General features: G+C 44.5%; 12 protein-coding genes. 6 read left to right on the top strand and 6 right to left on the bottom strand.

Going from position 1 to position 14714, the window contains the following annotated elements:
* The first annotated feature begins 108 nt into the window (after window positions 1-108).
* Together cysQ and GOL65_RS10460 are read left to right on the top strand one after the other, a co-directional pair.
* Window positions 109-885: a 3'(2'),5'-bisphosphate nucleotidase CysQ gene (cysQ, locus tag GOL65_RS10465; RefSeq protein ID WP_140919707.1), complete on the top strand. Its 777-nt coding sequence runs from the start codon at window positions 109-111 to the stop codon at window positions 883-885.
* A gap of 248 nt (window positions 886-1133) precedes the next feature.
* Window positions 1134-1340 carry a DUF1107 domain-containing protein gene (locus GOL65_RS10460; RefSeq protein ID WP_130590239.1) on the top strand — a complete coding sequence of 69 codons (207 nt, stop codon included), beginning with the start codon at window positions 1134-1136 and terminating at the stop codon, window positions 1338-1340.
* Window positions 1341-1422: 82 nt separating this feature from the next.
* On the opposite strand, the gene GOL65_RS10455 is transcribed toward GOL65_RS10460, so the two are convergent.
* Both GOL65_RS10455 and msrA read right to left on the bottom strand, forming a co-directional pair.
* Window positions 1423-2760, bottom strand: a complete 1338-nt coding sequence (locus GOL65_RS10455) for a hemolysin family protein (RefSeq protein WP_140919708.1) — start codon at window positions 2758-2760, stop codon at window positions 1423-1425.
* 144 nt (window positions 2761-2904) lie between these two features.
* Window positions 2905-3543 (bottom strand): peptide-methionine (S)-S-oxide reductase MsrA, encoded by a 639-nt coding sequence (msrA, locus tag GOL65_RS10450; protein ID WP_140919709.1) that lies wholly within the window; start codon window positions 3541-3543, stop codon window positions 2905-2907.
* Window positions 3544-3762: 219 nt separating this feature from the next.
* Between msrA and tamA the strand changes: the two genes are divergently transcribed.
* The 3 genes from tamA to GOL65_RS10435 are packed head-to-tail and all read left to right on the top strand — an operon-like array spanning window position 3763 to window position 9562.
* Window positions 3763-5463: an autotransporter assembly complex protein TamA gene (gene tamA / locus GOL65_RS10445; RefSeq protein WP_140919863.1), complete on the top strand. Its 1701-nt coding sequence runs from the start codon at window positions 3763-3765 to the stop codon at window positions 5461-5463.
* 2 nt (window positions 5464-5465) lie between these two features.
* Window positions 5466-9212 carry an autotransporter assembly complex protein TamB gene (tamB, locus tag GOL65_RS10440; protein ID WP_140919710.1) on the top strand — a complete coding sequence of 1249 codons (3747 nt, stop codon included), beginning with the start codon at window positions 5466-5468 and terminating at the stop codon, window positions 9210-9212.
* Window positions 9213-9214: 2 nt separating this feature from the next.
* Window positions 9215-9562, top strand: coding sequence for a gamma-glutamylcyclotransferase family protein (locus tag GOL65_RS10435; protein ID WP_140919711.1), 348 nt, complete (start codon window positions 9215-9217; stop codon window positions 9560-9562).
* A 94-nt stretch (window positions 9563-9656) separates the two neighbouring features.
* Here the strand turns inward: GOL65_RS10435 and ppa are convergent, their stop codons facing one another.
* From ppa to fbp, 3 genes are all read right to left on the bottom strand, one after another.
* Window positions 9657-10184 (bottom strand): inorganic diphosphatase, encoded by a 528-nt coding sequence (gene ppa / locus GOL65_RS10430; protein WP_108901268.1) that lies wholly within the window; start codon window positions 10182-10184, stop codon window positions 9657-9659.
* Between the two features lie 412 nt (window positions 10185-10596).
* The gene (locus GOL65_RS10425; protein ID WP_140919712.1) at window positions 10597-11343 is read right to left on the bottom strand and encodes a sulfite exporter TauE/SafE family protein; all 747 of its coding nucleotides are present in this window, start codon (window positions 11341-11343) and stop codon (window positions 10597-10599) included.
* Between the two features lie 194 nt (window positions 11344-11537).
* On the bottom strand, window positions 11538-12542 hold the full coding sequence (gene fbp, locus GOL65_RS10420) for a class 1 fructose-bisphosphatase (protein ID WP_140919713.1): 1005 nt from the start codon (window positions 12540-12542) through the stop codon (window positions 11538-11540).
* 171 nt (window positions 12543-12713) lie between these two features.
* Here fbp and mpl point away from each other — a divergent pair, with 171 nt between their 5' ends.
* Window positions 12714-14087 carry a UDP-N-acetylmuramate:L-alanyl-gamma-D-glutamyl-meso-diaminopimelate ligase gene (gene mpl, locus GOL65_RS10415; protein ID WP_140919714.1) on the top strand — a complete coding sequence of 458 codons (1374 nt, stop codon included), beginning with the start codon at window positions 12714-12716 and terminating at the stop codon, window positions 14085-14087.
* 57 nt (window positions 14088-14144) lie between these two features.
* On the opposite strand, the gene argR is transcribed toward mpl, so the two are convergent.
* Window positions 14145-14615, bottom strand: a complete 471-nt coding sequence (argR, locus tag GOL65_RS10410; protein ID WP_140919715.1) for a transcriptional regulator ArgR — start codon at window positions 14613-14615, stop codon at window positions 14145-14147.
* Window positions 14616-14714: the final 99 nt, after the last annotated feature.

The raw sequence follows: 14714 nt of genomic DNA, 5'->3' as shown, positions 1-14714 counted from the left end.
CAGTTTGTTGATGAAGGGAGAGGTTGAGAGTTAATTACCTGAAAAACTGGTTATTAGGTATAAAATTGCTAATCTGAATGATTCTGATGGTGGTGAAAAAGGGGATTTATGTTGCAGGTATCAGATAGATTGGAAGCGATTTGCCTTTTGTCTCGTCAGGCTGGTGAGGCTATTTTACAGGTTTATCAGGGGTATCAGCCGCTGGAAGCCCAGCTTAAAGCCGACAGCTCACCAGTTACCGCCGCCGATCTGGCTGCCCATCGCGTCATTGTCGATGGCCTTACCCGGTTAACGCCAGATATCCCAGTGCTTTCTGAAGAATCTCCTCAGGAATGGGAAGAACGACGCCACTGGCAGCGCTACTGGTTAGTTGATCCACTGGACGGTACCAAAGAGTTCTTAAATCGGAATGGTGAATTTACTGTCAATATTGCTTTGATTGAACAGGGTGTTCCGGTAATGGGGGTGGTTTACGCCCCGGTGCCAGATGTGCTTTATGCTGCAGAAGATGAGTACGCCTGGAAAGAGATTGAAGGCAAGCGACAGGTCATTAATCCTAAGCTGGCATATCCACCAAAAGTAGTTTGTAGCCGCTCACATCGTGATGAGCCGTTGGAACAATTTCTGGCATCATTAGGTGATTATGAAACCACCGCGGTAGGATCTTCACTAAAATTCTGTCTGGTTGCCGAAGGCAGTGCTCAAATCTACCCCCGCTTTGGGCCAACCTGTATTTGGGATACGGCAGCGGGTCATGCTATTGTTCGTGCTGCGGGCCTGCAAGTGAATAATTGGGATAATATTCCGCTTAACTATGCGCCAGCTCACACATTTCTTAATCCCGGATTTTATGTATCAGCTAACCCTCGGAATAAATTAAGTTAGCGAGTGTTAAATTTTATATACTTCACAATATATAGTTTTTAATTCGTGAAAACTCAGTTTTTGTCCTATAGTTATTGGTACTCAATGCTTTCCTGACATTTCAGCATGTTATGTAAATAACGTTAAAGAGGCTATGAGTATAAAGAATAGTAGTGTTAACTAAGAGACATAGCTAGCGTCACTAATAAGTTGTTCGGGTGACCGGGCTATAGTGACGTTACGTCTTAAATAATTATGGAGGACATGAAATGAAAATCTTCCCTAGCTACAATCCACAACGGGTTGCGCTATACGTGAAGACTCTCTTCCGTGGCAGGCTCTACATCAAGGGTATTGGTGCATTTGAGTTTGATATGGGGAAAATTCTGCTTCCAAAAGTATGTGATAAAATTCACTTCAATGTTATGGCGGAAGTAAACCGTGAAGTCCAGGAATTACGCGCTGAATTTGCCTGACATTGAATGAATATTCACAACTTATGTTAACTTTAATGGCCATCCTTAACGATGGCCATCTTGTTTTCTGAATAATGAATTTTTATTCAGTTTCTTTTGGTTGTTTCTCTTTACTGTCATCTGATGATATTGTCATATTGTCCTGCAGGCGAGTCACTAAAAGTTGATCGATTTTGTAGCTGTCGATATCAACCACTTCAAACTTATAACCAGAGAATTTTACTGAATCAGTGCGCTTTGGAATCTTACGCAGCATATACATCATAAAACCACCGATGGTTTCATAATTTTCAGACTGAGGAAATTCGTCGATAGACAGTGCTCGCATTACATCATCAATAGGTGTTGCGCCGTCAACCAGCCATGAGCTTTCGTCACGTGCAACGATCTGCTCTTCCTGGCCTGGGCCAATCAGGTCACCCATTAACGTGGTCATCACATCTTTTAGGGTGATAATGCCAACCACCAGCGCATATTCGTTAAGGATAACCGCAAAGTCTTCACCGGCAACTTTGAAGCTTTCCAGTGTTTCTGACAGGGTTAAGGTATCCGGAACGATCAGTGGCGTATGAATTTGAACGCCGCCTTTTAATGTCAGGCTTTGATTGCTTAGTACCCGAATCAGTAAATCTTTAGAGTCAACATAGCCAATAATTTGATCGATAGATCCATTACACACCAAAAACTTCGAGTGAGGGTAATTGGCAATTTTGTCTTTAATTTCTGACTCTTGCTCATCCAGCTCAAAATAGACCACGTGTTCACGAGCGGTCATGGAAGAGGGAACCGTTCTGGATTCCAGTTCGAACACATTTTCAATCAGTTCATGTTCTTGCTTGCGTAATACACCAGCCAGTGCACCGGCTTCGAATACGGCATACACATCGTCAGAGGTAATATTGTCGTTACGGATCATCGGAACTTTAAACAGGCGGCAAATCAGGGTAGCCATACCATTAAAGAACCAAACCAGCGGACGAAACAGAGCAATACAGAAACGCATTGGATTGATAATCCGGATTGCGACTGCCTCCGGTGATGTCATGCCAATGCGTTTTGGCGTCAGGTCAGCAAACAGAATGAATAAGCTGGTAACGATAGAGAATGAAACGATAAATCCAAGTTGTTCTGAAAGTTCTGGCTCCATAAAGCGACTGAGAAAAGTAGCAACATAAGGTGAAAAAATAGAATCACCTACAATACCGCCCAGAATGGCTACGGCATTAATGCCAATTTGCACAACGGTAAAGAAAACCCCAGGAGTTGCCTGTAGTTCCAGTACCCGCGCTGCATTAACGTTGCCTTCATCCACCATCATTTTCAGCCTCATTTTTCGTGAGGCAGCGAGAGAGATCTCGGCAAAAGAGAAGAACGCACTTATTGCGATCAACAAAATAATCAGTAATAGACTGTTTAACATAATTTATCCGCAGTTATATCGGAAATAGATTTTAACGTTGAGTACTCAGAATGAGCAAAAAGAGTAACGGACTATGAGGACCGACGGGCTTTAGTCCGTTATCATTAATTAGTATAACAGTTGGTTAACGCTTGTCATATGCCTTTAGATTTCTGGCGGCAGGCAAACGCCAATACCACCCAGGTTACAATAACCATTAGGGTGCTTCGCCAGATACTGTTGATGCTCGTCTTCAGCGAAATAGAAAGGTTTCGCCATAGTAATTTCAGTGGTGATATGTCGTGTATCTTTGGCATCGCTCATGGCCTGAGTAAACGCTTTTTCACTGTCCAGCGCCTGTAGCAATTGCTCAGGAGTGGTTGCATAAATAGCTGAACGGTATTGAGTACCGATATCATTTCCCTGCCGCATTCCCTGAGCAGGATCGTGATTTTCCCAAAACAGTTTAAGTAAATCGTTATAACTGATAATCGATGGATCAAAAATAATTTTTACTACTTCGGCATGTCCTGTTTGTCCACTGCAAACTTCGCGATAGGTTGGGTTAGGCGTTATACCACCGCTATATCCTGCTGCGGTGCTATATACCCCAGTCTGTTGCCAGAACAGGCGTTCCACGCCCCAAAAACAACCCATTGCGAAAATTGCCTCTGACATATTTTGGGGAGTCTCAGTCATGGATGTATGTAAAACCAAATGTTCAGCGGCAACTTTCATCGGGGTATCTCTGCCAGGAAGGGCGTTTTCCGGTGAGGTGAATTCTAATATATTAACGGGTAACATAAATTTTCTCCGGATGTTTTTGTCAGGATAGAGTTAAGCCGGTTGTATCTGAATCAATCTTTACCGACAATATACAAGTAATTAACAGGCTATGAGATAAAGCATACCTGATCTAAACTCTTACTACGTTGTTAATCATTGTAGTAAATCAGATAGAATATTTTAGGAGTTGTAGTGCCTCAATCACGATACAAAGTATTTTACCTGTTGCTGCCATTTATGCTGGTTGTCTCATCGGCAAAAACGGCGGGGCTGAGTCTTGAGGTAAAAGGATTAAGTGATGATCTGGAGGCAAACGTTGAGGCGTTACTTTCAACTATTCCTGAAGAAGAAATATCCGATAACCCTCGTTTTACTCGCCAGGTAGAAGAGACTATTCGTAAAGGATTACGGGCAAAAGGCTACTACGATCCTGAAATTAAATTTGATGTTGTCCAGTCCGGGCTGGCACTAAAACCTACATTGACTGCCACGGTAACACCAGGTGAACCGGTACGCATTGAACAGACAAATGTTGTTATCACCGGTCAGGCAAAAGATGATGAATTCTATATTGACCTGCTGAAAAAGGATATTCCAGCTAAAGGAACGGTTCTCGATCACGGTACTTATGATAGTTTTAAAGGTTCTCTTACCGGGCTGGCTATTCGCCGTGGTTTTTTTGATGCCAGCATTGAGCGAAGTCAGTTAGGCGTTGCCGCCGATCTCCATCAGGCATTCTGGGATATCGATTTTAACAGCGGCGATCGTTATCGCTTTGGCAAAGTAACCTTTATTGATTCACAGATTCGGGATGACTACCTGCAGAATCTGATCCCATTTAAAGAGGGTGAATACTATACCTCTGCCCAACTTTCTGAGCTGAACCGCCGTCTTTCATCAACCAACTGGTTTAACAGCGTGGTGGTCTCTCCTAATTTCGACGGTGTTTATGGCGATAAGTTATTACCATTAGAAGGTGTTCTTTCTCCAAGAACCAAAAATATTATTGAGCTGGGTGGCGGTTATTCCACAGATATTGGTCCTCGGGTTAAAGCTAACTGGAAGAAACCGTGGATTAACGATCGTGGCCACAGTCTGGAGACCGGTATTAGTCTGTCTGCTCCCGAGCAAAGTCTGGATTTCAGCTATAAGATTCCATTACAAAAAAGCCCGCTGGAAGAATATTACCTGCTGCAATCTGGCTATAAGCATGAAGATCAAAACGATACTAAATCCAGCTCTGGGATGTTTAACGTTGCCCGATATTGGGACAGCACCAGCGGCTGGCAGCGAGCGGTAAACCTGCGCTGGAGTCTGGATAACTTTACTCAGGGGTCTGTAACCAATACCACCATGCTGCTCTATCCTGGCGTCAGCATTAACCGAACCCGTCAGCGTGGTGGTTTGATGCCAATGTGGGGCGATAGTCAACGTTACTCATTAGATGTATCAGAAACCAGCTGGGGCTCAGATGTGGATTTTGCTGTCGTTCAGGCGCAAAACGTCTGGATTCGCTCGTTAGGGGATAAGCACCGCTTTATTGCCAGGGGTAATTTGGGCTGGATAGAGACTGGTGATTTCAGCAAAGTTCCTCCTTCATTACGTTTCTTCGCCGGTGGCGATCGCAGCATTCGGGGTTATAAATACAAATCCCTTTCACCAAAAGACGATGATGGCAAATTGACCGGGGCATCTAAACTGGCAACCGGATCGTTGGAGTATCAGTATAACGTCACTGGTAACTGGTGGGGTGCTGCCTTTGCTGATGGTGGTGATGCAGTTAATAAATTAGATGATTACACCTTTAAGAAAGGTGCTGGTGTTGGTGTTCGCTGGGCGTCGCCGATAGGGCCAATTAAATTGGATATCGCCGCCCCTATTGGGGATAGTGATAAGCATGGGATGCAGATTTATATCGGTTTGGGGCCAGAACTATGAGGATGAAGTGGGTTAAACGAGTTCTGATTGCTTTGTTACTGTTGATAGTGCTGCTATGTGGTGCACTGGCGTGGCTATTGGGAACCCAGAGCGGGTTACATTTTGTCCTTAATCAGGCACCTCGTCTGGTATCCGGATTACAAATTGGCAAAGTCGATGGGGGATGGCGTGATCTGACGCTGTCGAAAGTCAGCTACGCTATGCCCGGTATTGATGTTGGTGTTGGTGAGTTTCATCTGTCATTAAATTTGGGCTGCATTACCAACAAGAAGATTTGTGTTAATGCCATTACTGCCACCGATGTTGATGTTAAGGTTAATACCAGCGAGATCCCATCGTCTGATGTTATTGATGACCCGGACAGTGAACCGGTTACCGATATTCAAACCCCTTATCCTATCGCCCTTAACCTGCTTCGTTTAAATAACGTCAATGTTACTGTTGACGATATTGCTATTAGTTTGAATGAGTTCCGTACCGCCGCTAACTGGCAGCAGCGTGAAGTGTCCATTCAACCAACCACTATTCGTCAACTATTGGTGGTGTTACCCGAGTCGTCGGAGCCAGAACCAGCCCCGACTGGTCCACAACAAACCACCGGAGAGATGCTGAAGCAATTATTTGCTGAGCCTCTATTGGCATCATTGCCGGAAGTGCCTCTGCCGATGGATTTTAATCTGCCAGGCTTGATTGGTGAAGATTTACGGTTGGCGGGAAGTACACCGATTCAGATAGACCGGCTGGAGCTACAGGCTATCAGTAAAGAGTCTCATATTCAGATTCAATCATTAAAAGTGAATGCACCAGAGGGAATTGCTGCTCTGACTGGTGAAGTCACCATGAATGGCAACTGGCCGGTGAATCTTACTCTTAATGGAACCGTCAATGACCCTTCTTTGAAAGGTGAGAAAGTTAAGCTAGTTGCCGGTGGTGAAATTACCGGTCAGTTAACCGTTGATCTTAATGCCTCTGGTCCGGTTGGTGCTCAGTTAAAAGCAGAGACTGAGCTGGCTACAGCAGGATTACCTCTGGCACTAACGTTGGAGAGTAAGCAGGTTCGTTGGCCACTGACGGGAAAAGTTGATTATAAAGTTAATGACACTCGTCTGCGTTTGACCGGAAAAGCTACCGATTATGCATTGTCTTTACGTTCAGCCGTTGAAGGAACAGATATTCCTCCTGCTAATGTACAGGTTGATGGTAAAGGTAATATTCAACAGTTCAATTTATCTCGTCTGCGTTTAAATGCCTTGCAGGGCAAGGCAGAGATGAATGGTGTCGTTGACTGGAGTAATGCTATTAGTTGGCGCTCACTGTTAACTATTGATGGTATCAATACCGCGAAACAGTGGCCAGAATGGCCGGTAAGCCTCAACGGGAAAGTGAGTACTAAAGGCAGTTTGAATGGTGGAAGCTGGCAGGTTGAGGTACCGGAACTTAATCTGAATGGTCTGGTGAAGCAAAATCGGCTGAGTGCTACCGGCTCGCTAAAAGGCAATGATGCCGGACAGTGGGTGATTCCTGGTATTAATTTGGCTTTGGGTCCCAATACCGTTGATGTTAAAGGGGATCTGGCTAATAAATGGGTATTAGATGCAGATATTAATGCGCCTAAATTGACGGGGATGCTGCCGGGATTAAGCGGTGTTGCTAAAGGTACGGTGAAACTCAGAGGGAATGCAAAAGCGCCACAACTGTTAGCTGATGTAACGGCAAATGGCTTAGGCTGGCAGGATATGCAAATTGCTAAAGTTTCTCTGAACAGTGATATCACTTCAGAATCACAGGTTAAAGGGGTTCTGGCGCTGGCAATAAGCGGTTTAAAACAGGGCGACTTAAATGTCAGCCAACTGAATCTTGATGCAGAAGGTAATGAAAGTAAGCACCAGCTTAAGCTGAATATTAATGGTAAACCAGTTTCTGGCCAGTTGGCATTATCCGGTAGTTTTGATCGGGCCAGCGAACGTTGGAAAGGTGCGTTGAGCAATACCCGATTTGACACGCCCGTTGGTGAATGGAAAACTTCGCAAGATGTGGCGTTAGACTATCGTAACGCACAGCAAACTATCAGCATTGGCTCTCACTGCTGGCGTAACCCGAACGCAGAACTTTGTGTACCAAAAACCATTGAGGCAGGCCCGAATGGTCAGGCTTCGATTGTGCTTAGTCGTTTTGATTTAGCAATGCTGGCGCCATTGCTGGACAGAGATACCAAAGCTAAAGGGGTATTTAGCGGTAATGCGGATATCAGTTGGAAAGCAAACGGTGGATTACCTCAGGCAAAAGTACTGCTGAAAGGTGATGGCGTTGCAGTAACCCAAATCGTTAATGGTCGTCCATTGCCTGTGGTGCTGGATGATATGAAGCTGGATGCTAACCTGACGGGGAATCGGGCCCAGCTTAACTGGTTGATGAAAATAGCCAATAACGGTAGTTTCAGCGTTAATCTTCAGGTGAATGATCCGCAAAATAGCCGTAATTTGTCTGGTAACGTGAAAATCGATGCATTTTCTCTCGCATTATTAAAGCCAGTATTGCTGAGTAGCGAAAAAGCTGATGGCGTGTTGAATGCCAATTTAAGTCTGTCCGGTAATGCGCAAAACCCAAGAATTTCTGGTCCTCTGGTACTTGAACAACTGAAGTTAAATACCCAGATGGTTCCTTTGACGGTTAAAGATGGGCGAATTGCTCTGAACTTTAGCGGTACCAGTTCTGAATTAACTGGCCTTATTCAGACTGAGAAAGGTTCGTTGAACCTTGGGGGTAATGCCGACTGGCGTCAAATTAATGCATGGAGAGCATCAATTACGGCAAAAGGCGACCGGATTCGCATTTCTATGCCGCCAACAGTGATGCTGGATGTTTCTCCTGATATTGTTTTTGAGGCAACACCTCAATTGTTAACGTTAAATGGTTCTGTTGGCGTGCCATGGGCCAGAATCACAGTAGAAGAGATCCCTGAAAGTGCTACAGGTATTTCTTCTGATGAAGTGATGCTGGACAACCAGCTAAAACCGATTGAAACCAAAACGGCATCGATACCAATTAACAGTAACTTAGTTATTCATATCGGTAATAACGTTGCAATTAATGCATTTGGCTTAAAAGCGCGTTTACAGGGCGATTTAAAAGTTGCCCAGGATAAAAAAGGACTGGGTTTAAACGGTCAGGTTAATATTCCGAGTGGTTCTTTCCGCGCTTATGGGCAGGATTTGGTGATTCGTAAAGGCCAGATCTTGTTTGCCGGAGCGGCCGATCAGCCAATGCTGAATCTGGAGGCTATTCGTAATCCTGATGCAACAGAGAATGATGTTACTGCCGGGGTTCGAGTCACCGGGCTTGCCAGTGAACCGAAAGTAGAGATTTTCTCAGACCCGGCAATGTCACAGGAACAAGCGCTATCTTACCTGCTCAGAGGGCAGGGGCTGGACAGTGGTGGTGGTGACAGTGATATGATGACCTCGATGCTGATTGGAATAGGTGTTGCTAAGAGCGGTAAACTGGTTGGACAGATCGGTGAAGCTTTTGGCGTTAAAAATTTATCACTGGATACGCAAGGTGTCGGCGACAGCTCTTCTGTTGTAGTGAGTGGCTATATTATGCCGGGCTTACAGGTAAAATATGGTGTAGGGATCTTTGACTCACTGGCAACATTAACTTTACGCTATCGACTGATGCCAAAATTGTATCTTGAAGCGGTGTCTGGTATCGATCAGGCGTTGGATTTGCTCTATCAGTTTGAGTTTTGATTATGCGAATTATTGTTTATGGTAGTTTACGACGGGGTCAGGGTAATAGTCACTGGATGACAAACGCCCAGTGGCTTGGTGAATATCGCATTGCTGGCTACGAGCTGTATGATTTAGGGCACTACCCTGCCGTGATTAAAGGAGAGGGAGAGATCGACTGCGAGGTTTATCGCATTGATTCATCCATTCTGGCTGAGCTTGACGAGCTGAAAAATGATACGCGGGACTATAAGCGAGAGCTGGTACAAACGCCTTATGGAAGTGCATGGATGTATCTGTATTTGCATTCTGTGGAAGGGCTTAAGCGTATTGATAGCGGTGACTGGGTTCACCGTAAGCATGATGAGTAGTAGTAGTTGATGTCGGCTAATCTTAATCACTAAGATATATAACCACAAAAAAGAGCGCTGTTTAGCGCTCTTTTTACGTTTATCAACCGCGAAATTACTTTTTAGCGCGTTCGAAAGAGGCCATGATTTCAGCTTTAGCGGCGGCGGCGTTATCCCAACCGTCAACTTTCACCCATTTGCCTTTTTCTAAATCTTTATAGTGTTCAAAGAAGTGAGTGATTTGTGCGCGCAGCAGCTCAGGCAAATCGTTAACATCTTTGATGTGATCGTATTCTTTGCTCAGCTTGGTGTGAGGAACGGCAACTAATTTAGCGTCTTCCCCTGATTCATCAGTCATCTTCAGTACGCCAACCGGACGGCAGCGGATAACAGAGCCAGGCAGCAGTGGATAAGGTGTTGGGACTAAAACGTCAACCGGATCCCCATCCAGAGATAATGTGTGGTTAATGTAGCCATAGTTGCACGGGTAGAACATGGCGGTTGACATAAAACGGTCAACAAAAATAGCACCAGTCTCTTTGTCTACTTCGTATTTGATTGGATCAGCATTGGCAGGGATTTCAATAACAACGTAGATATCTTCCGGAAGGTCTTTTCCTGCCGGGACTAAATTAAGGCTCATCTCTATTTCCTTTTGCTCAAATAAAGTTGGGTTACAGTTGGCGCCTATTATAGCCGACTCTGGAGCGGAATCTTCAATTTTTGACAAGATTGCTTTTAATTAAATATTAATCAAATAGATACATTAAAACATTGAGGTCAGAAGATTTATACCAACACGGGGCAGCCAGAAAACCGTTATCTTCTGGTGTCAGAACTGAAGTGGTGCTATCAGGAGATTGAGTGGGTATAGATGATTAAACCTGCCAGCGCAACGCCACCGATGCCGGATAATGCGCAGATAGAAATCAGTGCAACAATACTTTTATTGATGATGTTATTCATTATCCAGCCTCAGAGAGTTGTAAAACAAAATTATTATAAATGTTTTATAAATGTAAACAATAATAACAAGTCAATTTTTATACAAATCGCTAAATAACAGCACGAATCAGCAAACTGATACCTGAAACCAGAATCACCAAATTAATGATACGTAGAAAGTTTTCTCTGGAAAGCGCCAGTGTGATACGGCGGCCAATAAAGACGCCGATAATCATGGCCGGGAACAGGGCTAATGTCATAGAAAGGAATGACCAGTCGGTATAAACACCAGCAATCAGAAATATCACTATGCGAGTGAAAGTGCTTAACCCAATTAAAGTGCTCTGAGTAACCCGAATATCATTTTTATCGGGGATCCGCCCTGACAGATAAATTGCATAAATGAATCCACCGCTGCCAAACAGGGCGCTGAAAATACCACCAATAAAACCGAATGGCACCGAAGCTTTTGGGGTAAATTGCGTATTGGGCTTAAAGCCGCTCAGAGAGTAAAGCGAATAAGCGATAACAAACACGGCCAGATAAATTAATAAGTTGTCTGGATTGGTATAGAGCAGAATTGCAGCTCCCAATAAGCTACCAATAATCATCAAGGGAACCAGTCGTTTAATTTCGCTCATTACGGCATTTTTTCTGTCACGCATCACATTGGTGATAGCAGCTGAGCAATCCAACAGGGCTAACAGAGGAACGATTTTATCTACCGGAATAAAGAAAGCCAGTAATGGACTGGCAATCAGAGCAGTGCCAAAACCGGTAATACCAAAAATGATATAGGCTATGGTTAATCCCACGCCAATGACGATCAGATCGATCCACTGAAGGTGTTCCAGCATGTCATTCTCTCTAATAACGATCAGATTGATACTGATATCTTAATCGTTAAAAGGTAATGATTCCCGACAATGTTAATAAATATGAATGAAAATGTTTAATTTTGTTAAATTGATCAAGTTTTTGTACAGCAACAATAAAAAAGGGCAGAAATATCTGCCCTTTCTAACACTTGCTTATCTATAGATGAGAAATACTACTCATCCGGATAGTTATGCATGAAACGTTCAGCATCTTTAACCATAGATTCTGTGCCGATAAATAGCGGCATACGTTGGTGAAGCTCTTCCGGAACAATGTCCAGAATACGTTTGAACCCATCACTGGCACGACCACCAGCCTGTTCAGCCAGGAAGGCCATTGGGTTGCACTCGTAAAGTAAACGAAGTTTACCTTTCGGGTGTGAAGCTGTGCTTGGGTAGAGATAAATTCCCCCCTTCAGCAGGTTACGGTGGAAGTCAGCTACCAGCGAACCAATATAGCGGGAGGTATAAGGTCGACCGGTAGATTCATCCTGTTCCTGACAGAATTTGAGGTATTTTTTAACCCCTAATGGAAACTTAATATAGTTACCTTCGTTAATGGAGTACATGTTCCCTTTGGTTGGGAAACGAACTTTTTCATGGGACAGGCAGAACACCCCAATAGAAGAGTCGTAAGTAAAGGCATGCACACCAACACCAGTAGTGTATACCAGCATGGTTGATGAACCATAAACCACGTAGCCCGCAGCAACCTGACGGTTACCAGGCTGTAAGAAGTCAGCTTCGGTGATTGGCTGACCGATTGGTGTAATACGACGATAGATAGAGAAAATGGTACCTACAGAGACGTTTACATCGATATTTGAAGAACCATCCAGTGGATCCATTAAGACAACATATTTTGCATGAGTAGCGCGTTCGCCTTCAAAAACAACAATGTCGTCTTCTTCTTCGGAGGCAATTCCTGCCACTTCGCCACGGGCTATTAATGCGGCCTTTAGCTTTTCGTTGGCATACAGATCAAGCTTCATCTGAGCTTCACCCTGTACGTTAGAAGCTCCATTGGTTCCCAGAATGTCAACCAGGCCCGCTTTATTTATATCACGGTGAATAATTTTAGCGCCTAGTTTAATTGCAGAAAGCAGTGAAGTAAGTTCGCCTGTAGCGTGAGGGAAGTCTTGTTGCTTCTCGACGATAAATTCGCCTAACGTTTTCATGAACGATTCCTGAGTCAACCGAAGGTATAATGGCGATGGTATGCCATCCGTGTTATGTGTGGGGAAATTTTAACTAAAGGTTAAAGAAATTGATAGGTTATTCCCCTTCTTATAACCTACCTGAGGCGTTAGAATGAGAGCTAACTCGATACACCAAAAACTGGAAATATAATGCATATTCATATTCTTGGTATTTGTGGCACTTTTATGGGCGGTATTGCCATGTTGGCCCGTGTCCTCGGACATCAGGTCACAGGCTCTGATGCTAACGTTTATCCACCGATGAGTACGCTGTTAGAAAAACAGGGTATCGACCTCATTCAGGGATATTCTCCATCACAGCTTAACCCTCGTCCAGACCTGGTCATTATTGGTAATGCCATGGGGCGCGGTAATCCTTGTGTTGAAACAGTGTTGGAAGAGGGTATCCCATACACTTCCGGACCTCAGTGGTTGCATGACAATGTATTACGCGATCGTTGGGTGGTAGCTATTGCTGGAACTCACGGTAAAACCACTACCGCTGGTATGGCGACCTGGATTTTAGAAAGTTGTGGTTATAAGCCAGGTTTTGTTATTGGCGGCGTACCGGGAAATTTCGATGTCTCCGCTCGTCTGGGTGACAGCCCATTTTTTGTGATTGAAGCCGATGAATATGACAGCGCCTTTTTTGATAAGCGCTCTAAATTCGTTCATTACTGCCCACGTACTCTGGTACTGAACAACCTTGAGTTTGACCATGCAGATATATTCGAAGATTTGCGTGCAATCCAGAAACAGTTCCACCATTTGGTGCGTTTAGTTCCGGGACAAGGCAAGATTTTATTGCCGGAAAACGATCTGAACTTAAAGCATGTGATTAATATGGGGTGCTGGAGTGAACTGGAAACGACCGGTGAAGGACACACATGGGCAGCGAATAAAATCACGGTCGACGCCAGTCACTATCAGGTGCTGTTAAACGGCGAAGTAGTCGGCGAAGTTAACTGGTCGCTGGTGGGTGAGCATAATATGCAAAATGGCCTGATGGCTGTTGCAGCTGCTCGTCACGTAGGTGTTCAGCCTCAGGATGCCTGCCGTGCGTTAGATGACTTTATTAATGCTCGTCGCCGTCTGGAGTTACGCGGTGAAGTTAATGGCGTTACTGTTTATGATGACTTTGCCCATCACCCAACAGCGATTCTGGCCACACTGACGGCTCTACGCAGCAAGGTTGGCGGCACGGCACGTATTCTGGCGGTGCTGGAGCCCCGTTCAAACACCATGAAGATGGGGGTGAGCAAAGATGAATTGGCACCGGCATTTGGCCGGGCGGATGAAGTCTTCTTGCTTCAGCCAGCAAATCTTCCATGGCAGGTTTCTGATGTAACTGATGCCTGTATTCAACCGGCTCACTGGTCTGGCGATCTGGATGCCTTGGTAGATATGATTGTTCGCAGTGCTCAGCCGGGAGATAACATTCTGGTTATGAGTAACGGCGGCTTTGGCGGTATTCACGATAAGCTGTTGGCTGGGCTGAAACAAAAGCAAAAAGATACCCAGTAACTTGAATTGATATGTAAAAAAGGCCTTCTTTGGAAGGCCTTAGTTTTTTGAGCGTGATTAGAGTTCCTGCTCAAACAAATCGAGAATTGCCTGGTAAAGCTGCTCTACGCTAAATCCTCTGGCTGGGGTGGTAAAAATCGTATCATCACCGGCGATAGTACCGAGAATTCCTTCTGATTTACCGATTGAATCGAGTAATCGTGCCAGAAGTTGCGCGGCACCGGGACTAGTGCGGATAACTACCAGAGCATCGTTATAATCAATATCCAGAATCAGGTTTTTTAGCGGGCTGGTTGCAGTGGGCACGCCCAGCTCAGTTGGCAGGCAATACACCATCTCCATTTTAGCGTTACGAATTCGTACTGCGCCAAATTTGGTTAGCATGCGGGAGACTTTGGACTGATTAATATTCTCAAAGCCTTCATCCTGTAAAGCCTGGACGATTTCTCCCTGAGAACTGAGTTTTTCTTCTTTTAACAGCGCTTTAAACGCCTTCACCAAATCATCTTGTTTTGTTGGGCTTCGCATCTTGCACCGTCGATAGTTGGATAACAATACTAGCATTATGAATAAAAATGGCCGAGTACTCAAAAGTCTTTACGTATTGTTGTGATTAAAATGCATTTA

This window comes from Limnobaculum xujianqingii (assembly GCF_013394855.1).
Taxonomy (GTDB): Bacteria; Pseudomonadota; Gammaproteobacteria; order Enterobacterales; family Enterobacteriaceae; genus Limnobaculum; species Limnobaculum xujianqingii.
Note: the sequence above shows the minus strand (reverse complement) of the source record. Positions and strands in the feature narration are given on the sequence as shown.

Bases quoted from the DNA above. Each gene is read 5' to 3' on its own strand.
- cysQ (WP_140919707.1), top strand. From the start codon at position 109: ATGTTGCAGGTATCAGATAGATTGGAAGCGATTTGCCTTTTGTCTCGT.
- GOL65_RS10460 (WP_130590239.1), top strand. From the start codon at position 1,134: ATGAAAATCTTCCCTAGCTACAATCCACAACGGGTTGCGCTATACGTG.
- GOL65_RS10455 (WP_140919708.1), bottom strand. From the start codon at position 2,760: ATGTTAAACAGTCTATTACTGATTATTTTGTTGATCGCAATAAGTGCG.
- msrA (WP_140919709.1), bottom strand. From the start codon at position 3,543: ATGTTACCCGTTAATATATTAGAATTCACCTCACCGGAAAACGCCCTT.
- tamA (WP_140919863.1), top strand. From the start codon at position 3,763: ATGCTGGTTGTCTCATCGGCAAAAACGGCGGGGCTGAGTCTTGAGGTA.
- tamB (WP_140919710.1), top strand. From the start codon at position 5,466: ATGAAGTGGGTTAAACGAGTTCTGATTGCTTTGTTACTGTTGATAGTG.
- GOL65_RS10435 (WP_140919711.1), top strand. From the start codon at position 9,215: ATGCGAATTATTGTTTATGGTAGTTTACGACGGGGTCAGGGTAATAGT.
- ppa (WP_108901268.1), bottom strand. From the start codon at position 10,184: ATGAGCCTTAATTTAGTCCCGGCAGGAAAAGACCTTCCGGAAGATATC.
- GOL65_RS10425 (WP_140919712.1), bottom strand. From the start codon at position 11,343: ATGCTGGAACACCTTCAGTGGATCGATCTGATCGTCATTGGCGTGGGA.
- fbp (WP_140919713.1), bottom strand. From the start codon at position 12,542: ATGAAAACGTTAGGCGAATTTATCGTCGAGAAGCAACAAGACTTCCCT.
- mpl (WP_140919714.1), top strand. From the start codon at position 12,714: ATGCATATTCATATTCTTGGTATTTGTGGCACTTTTATGGGCGGTATT.
- argR (WP_140919715.1), bottom strand. From the start codon at position 14,615: ATGCGAAGCCCAACAAAACAAGATGATTTGGTGAAGGCGTTTAAAGCG.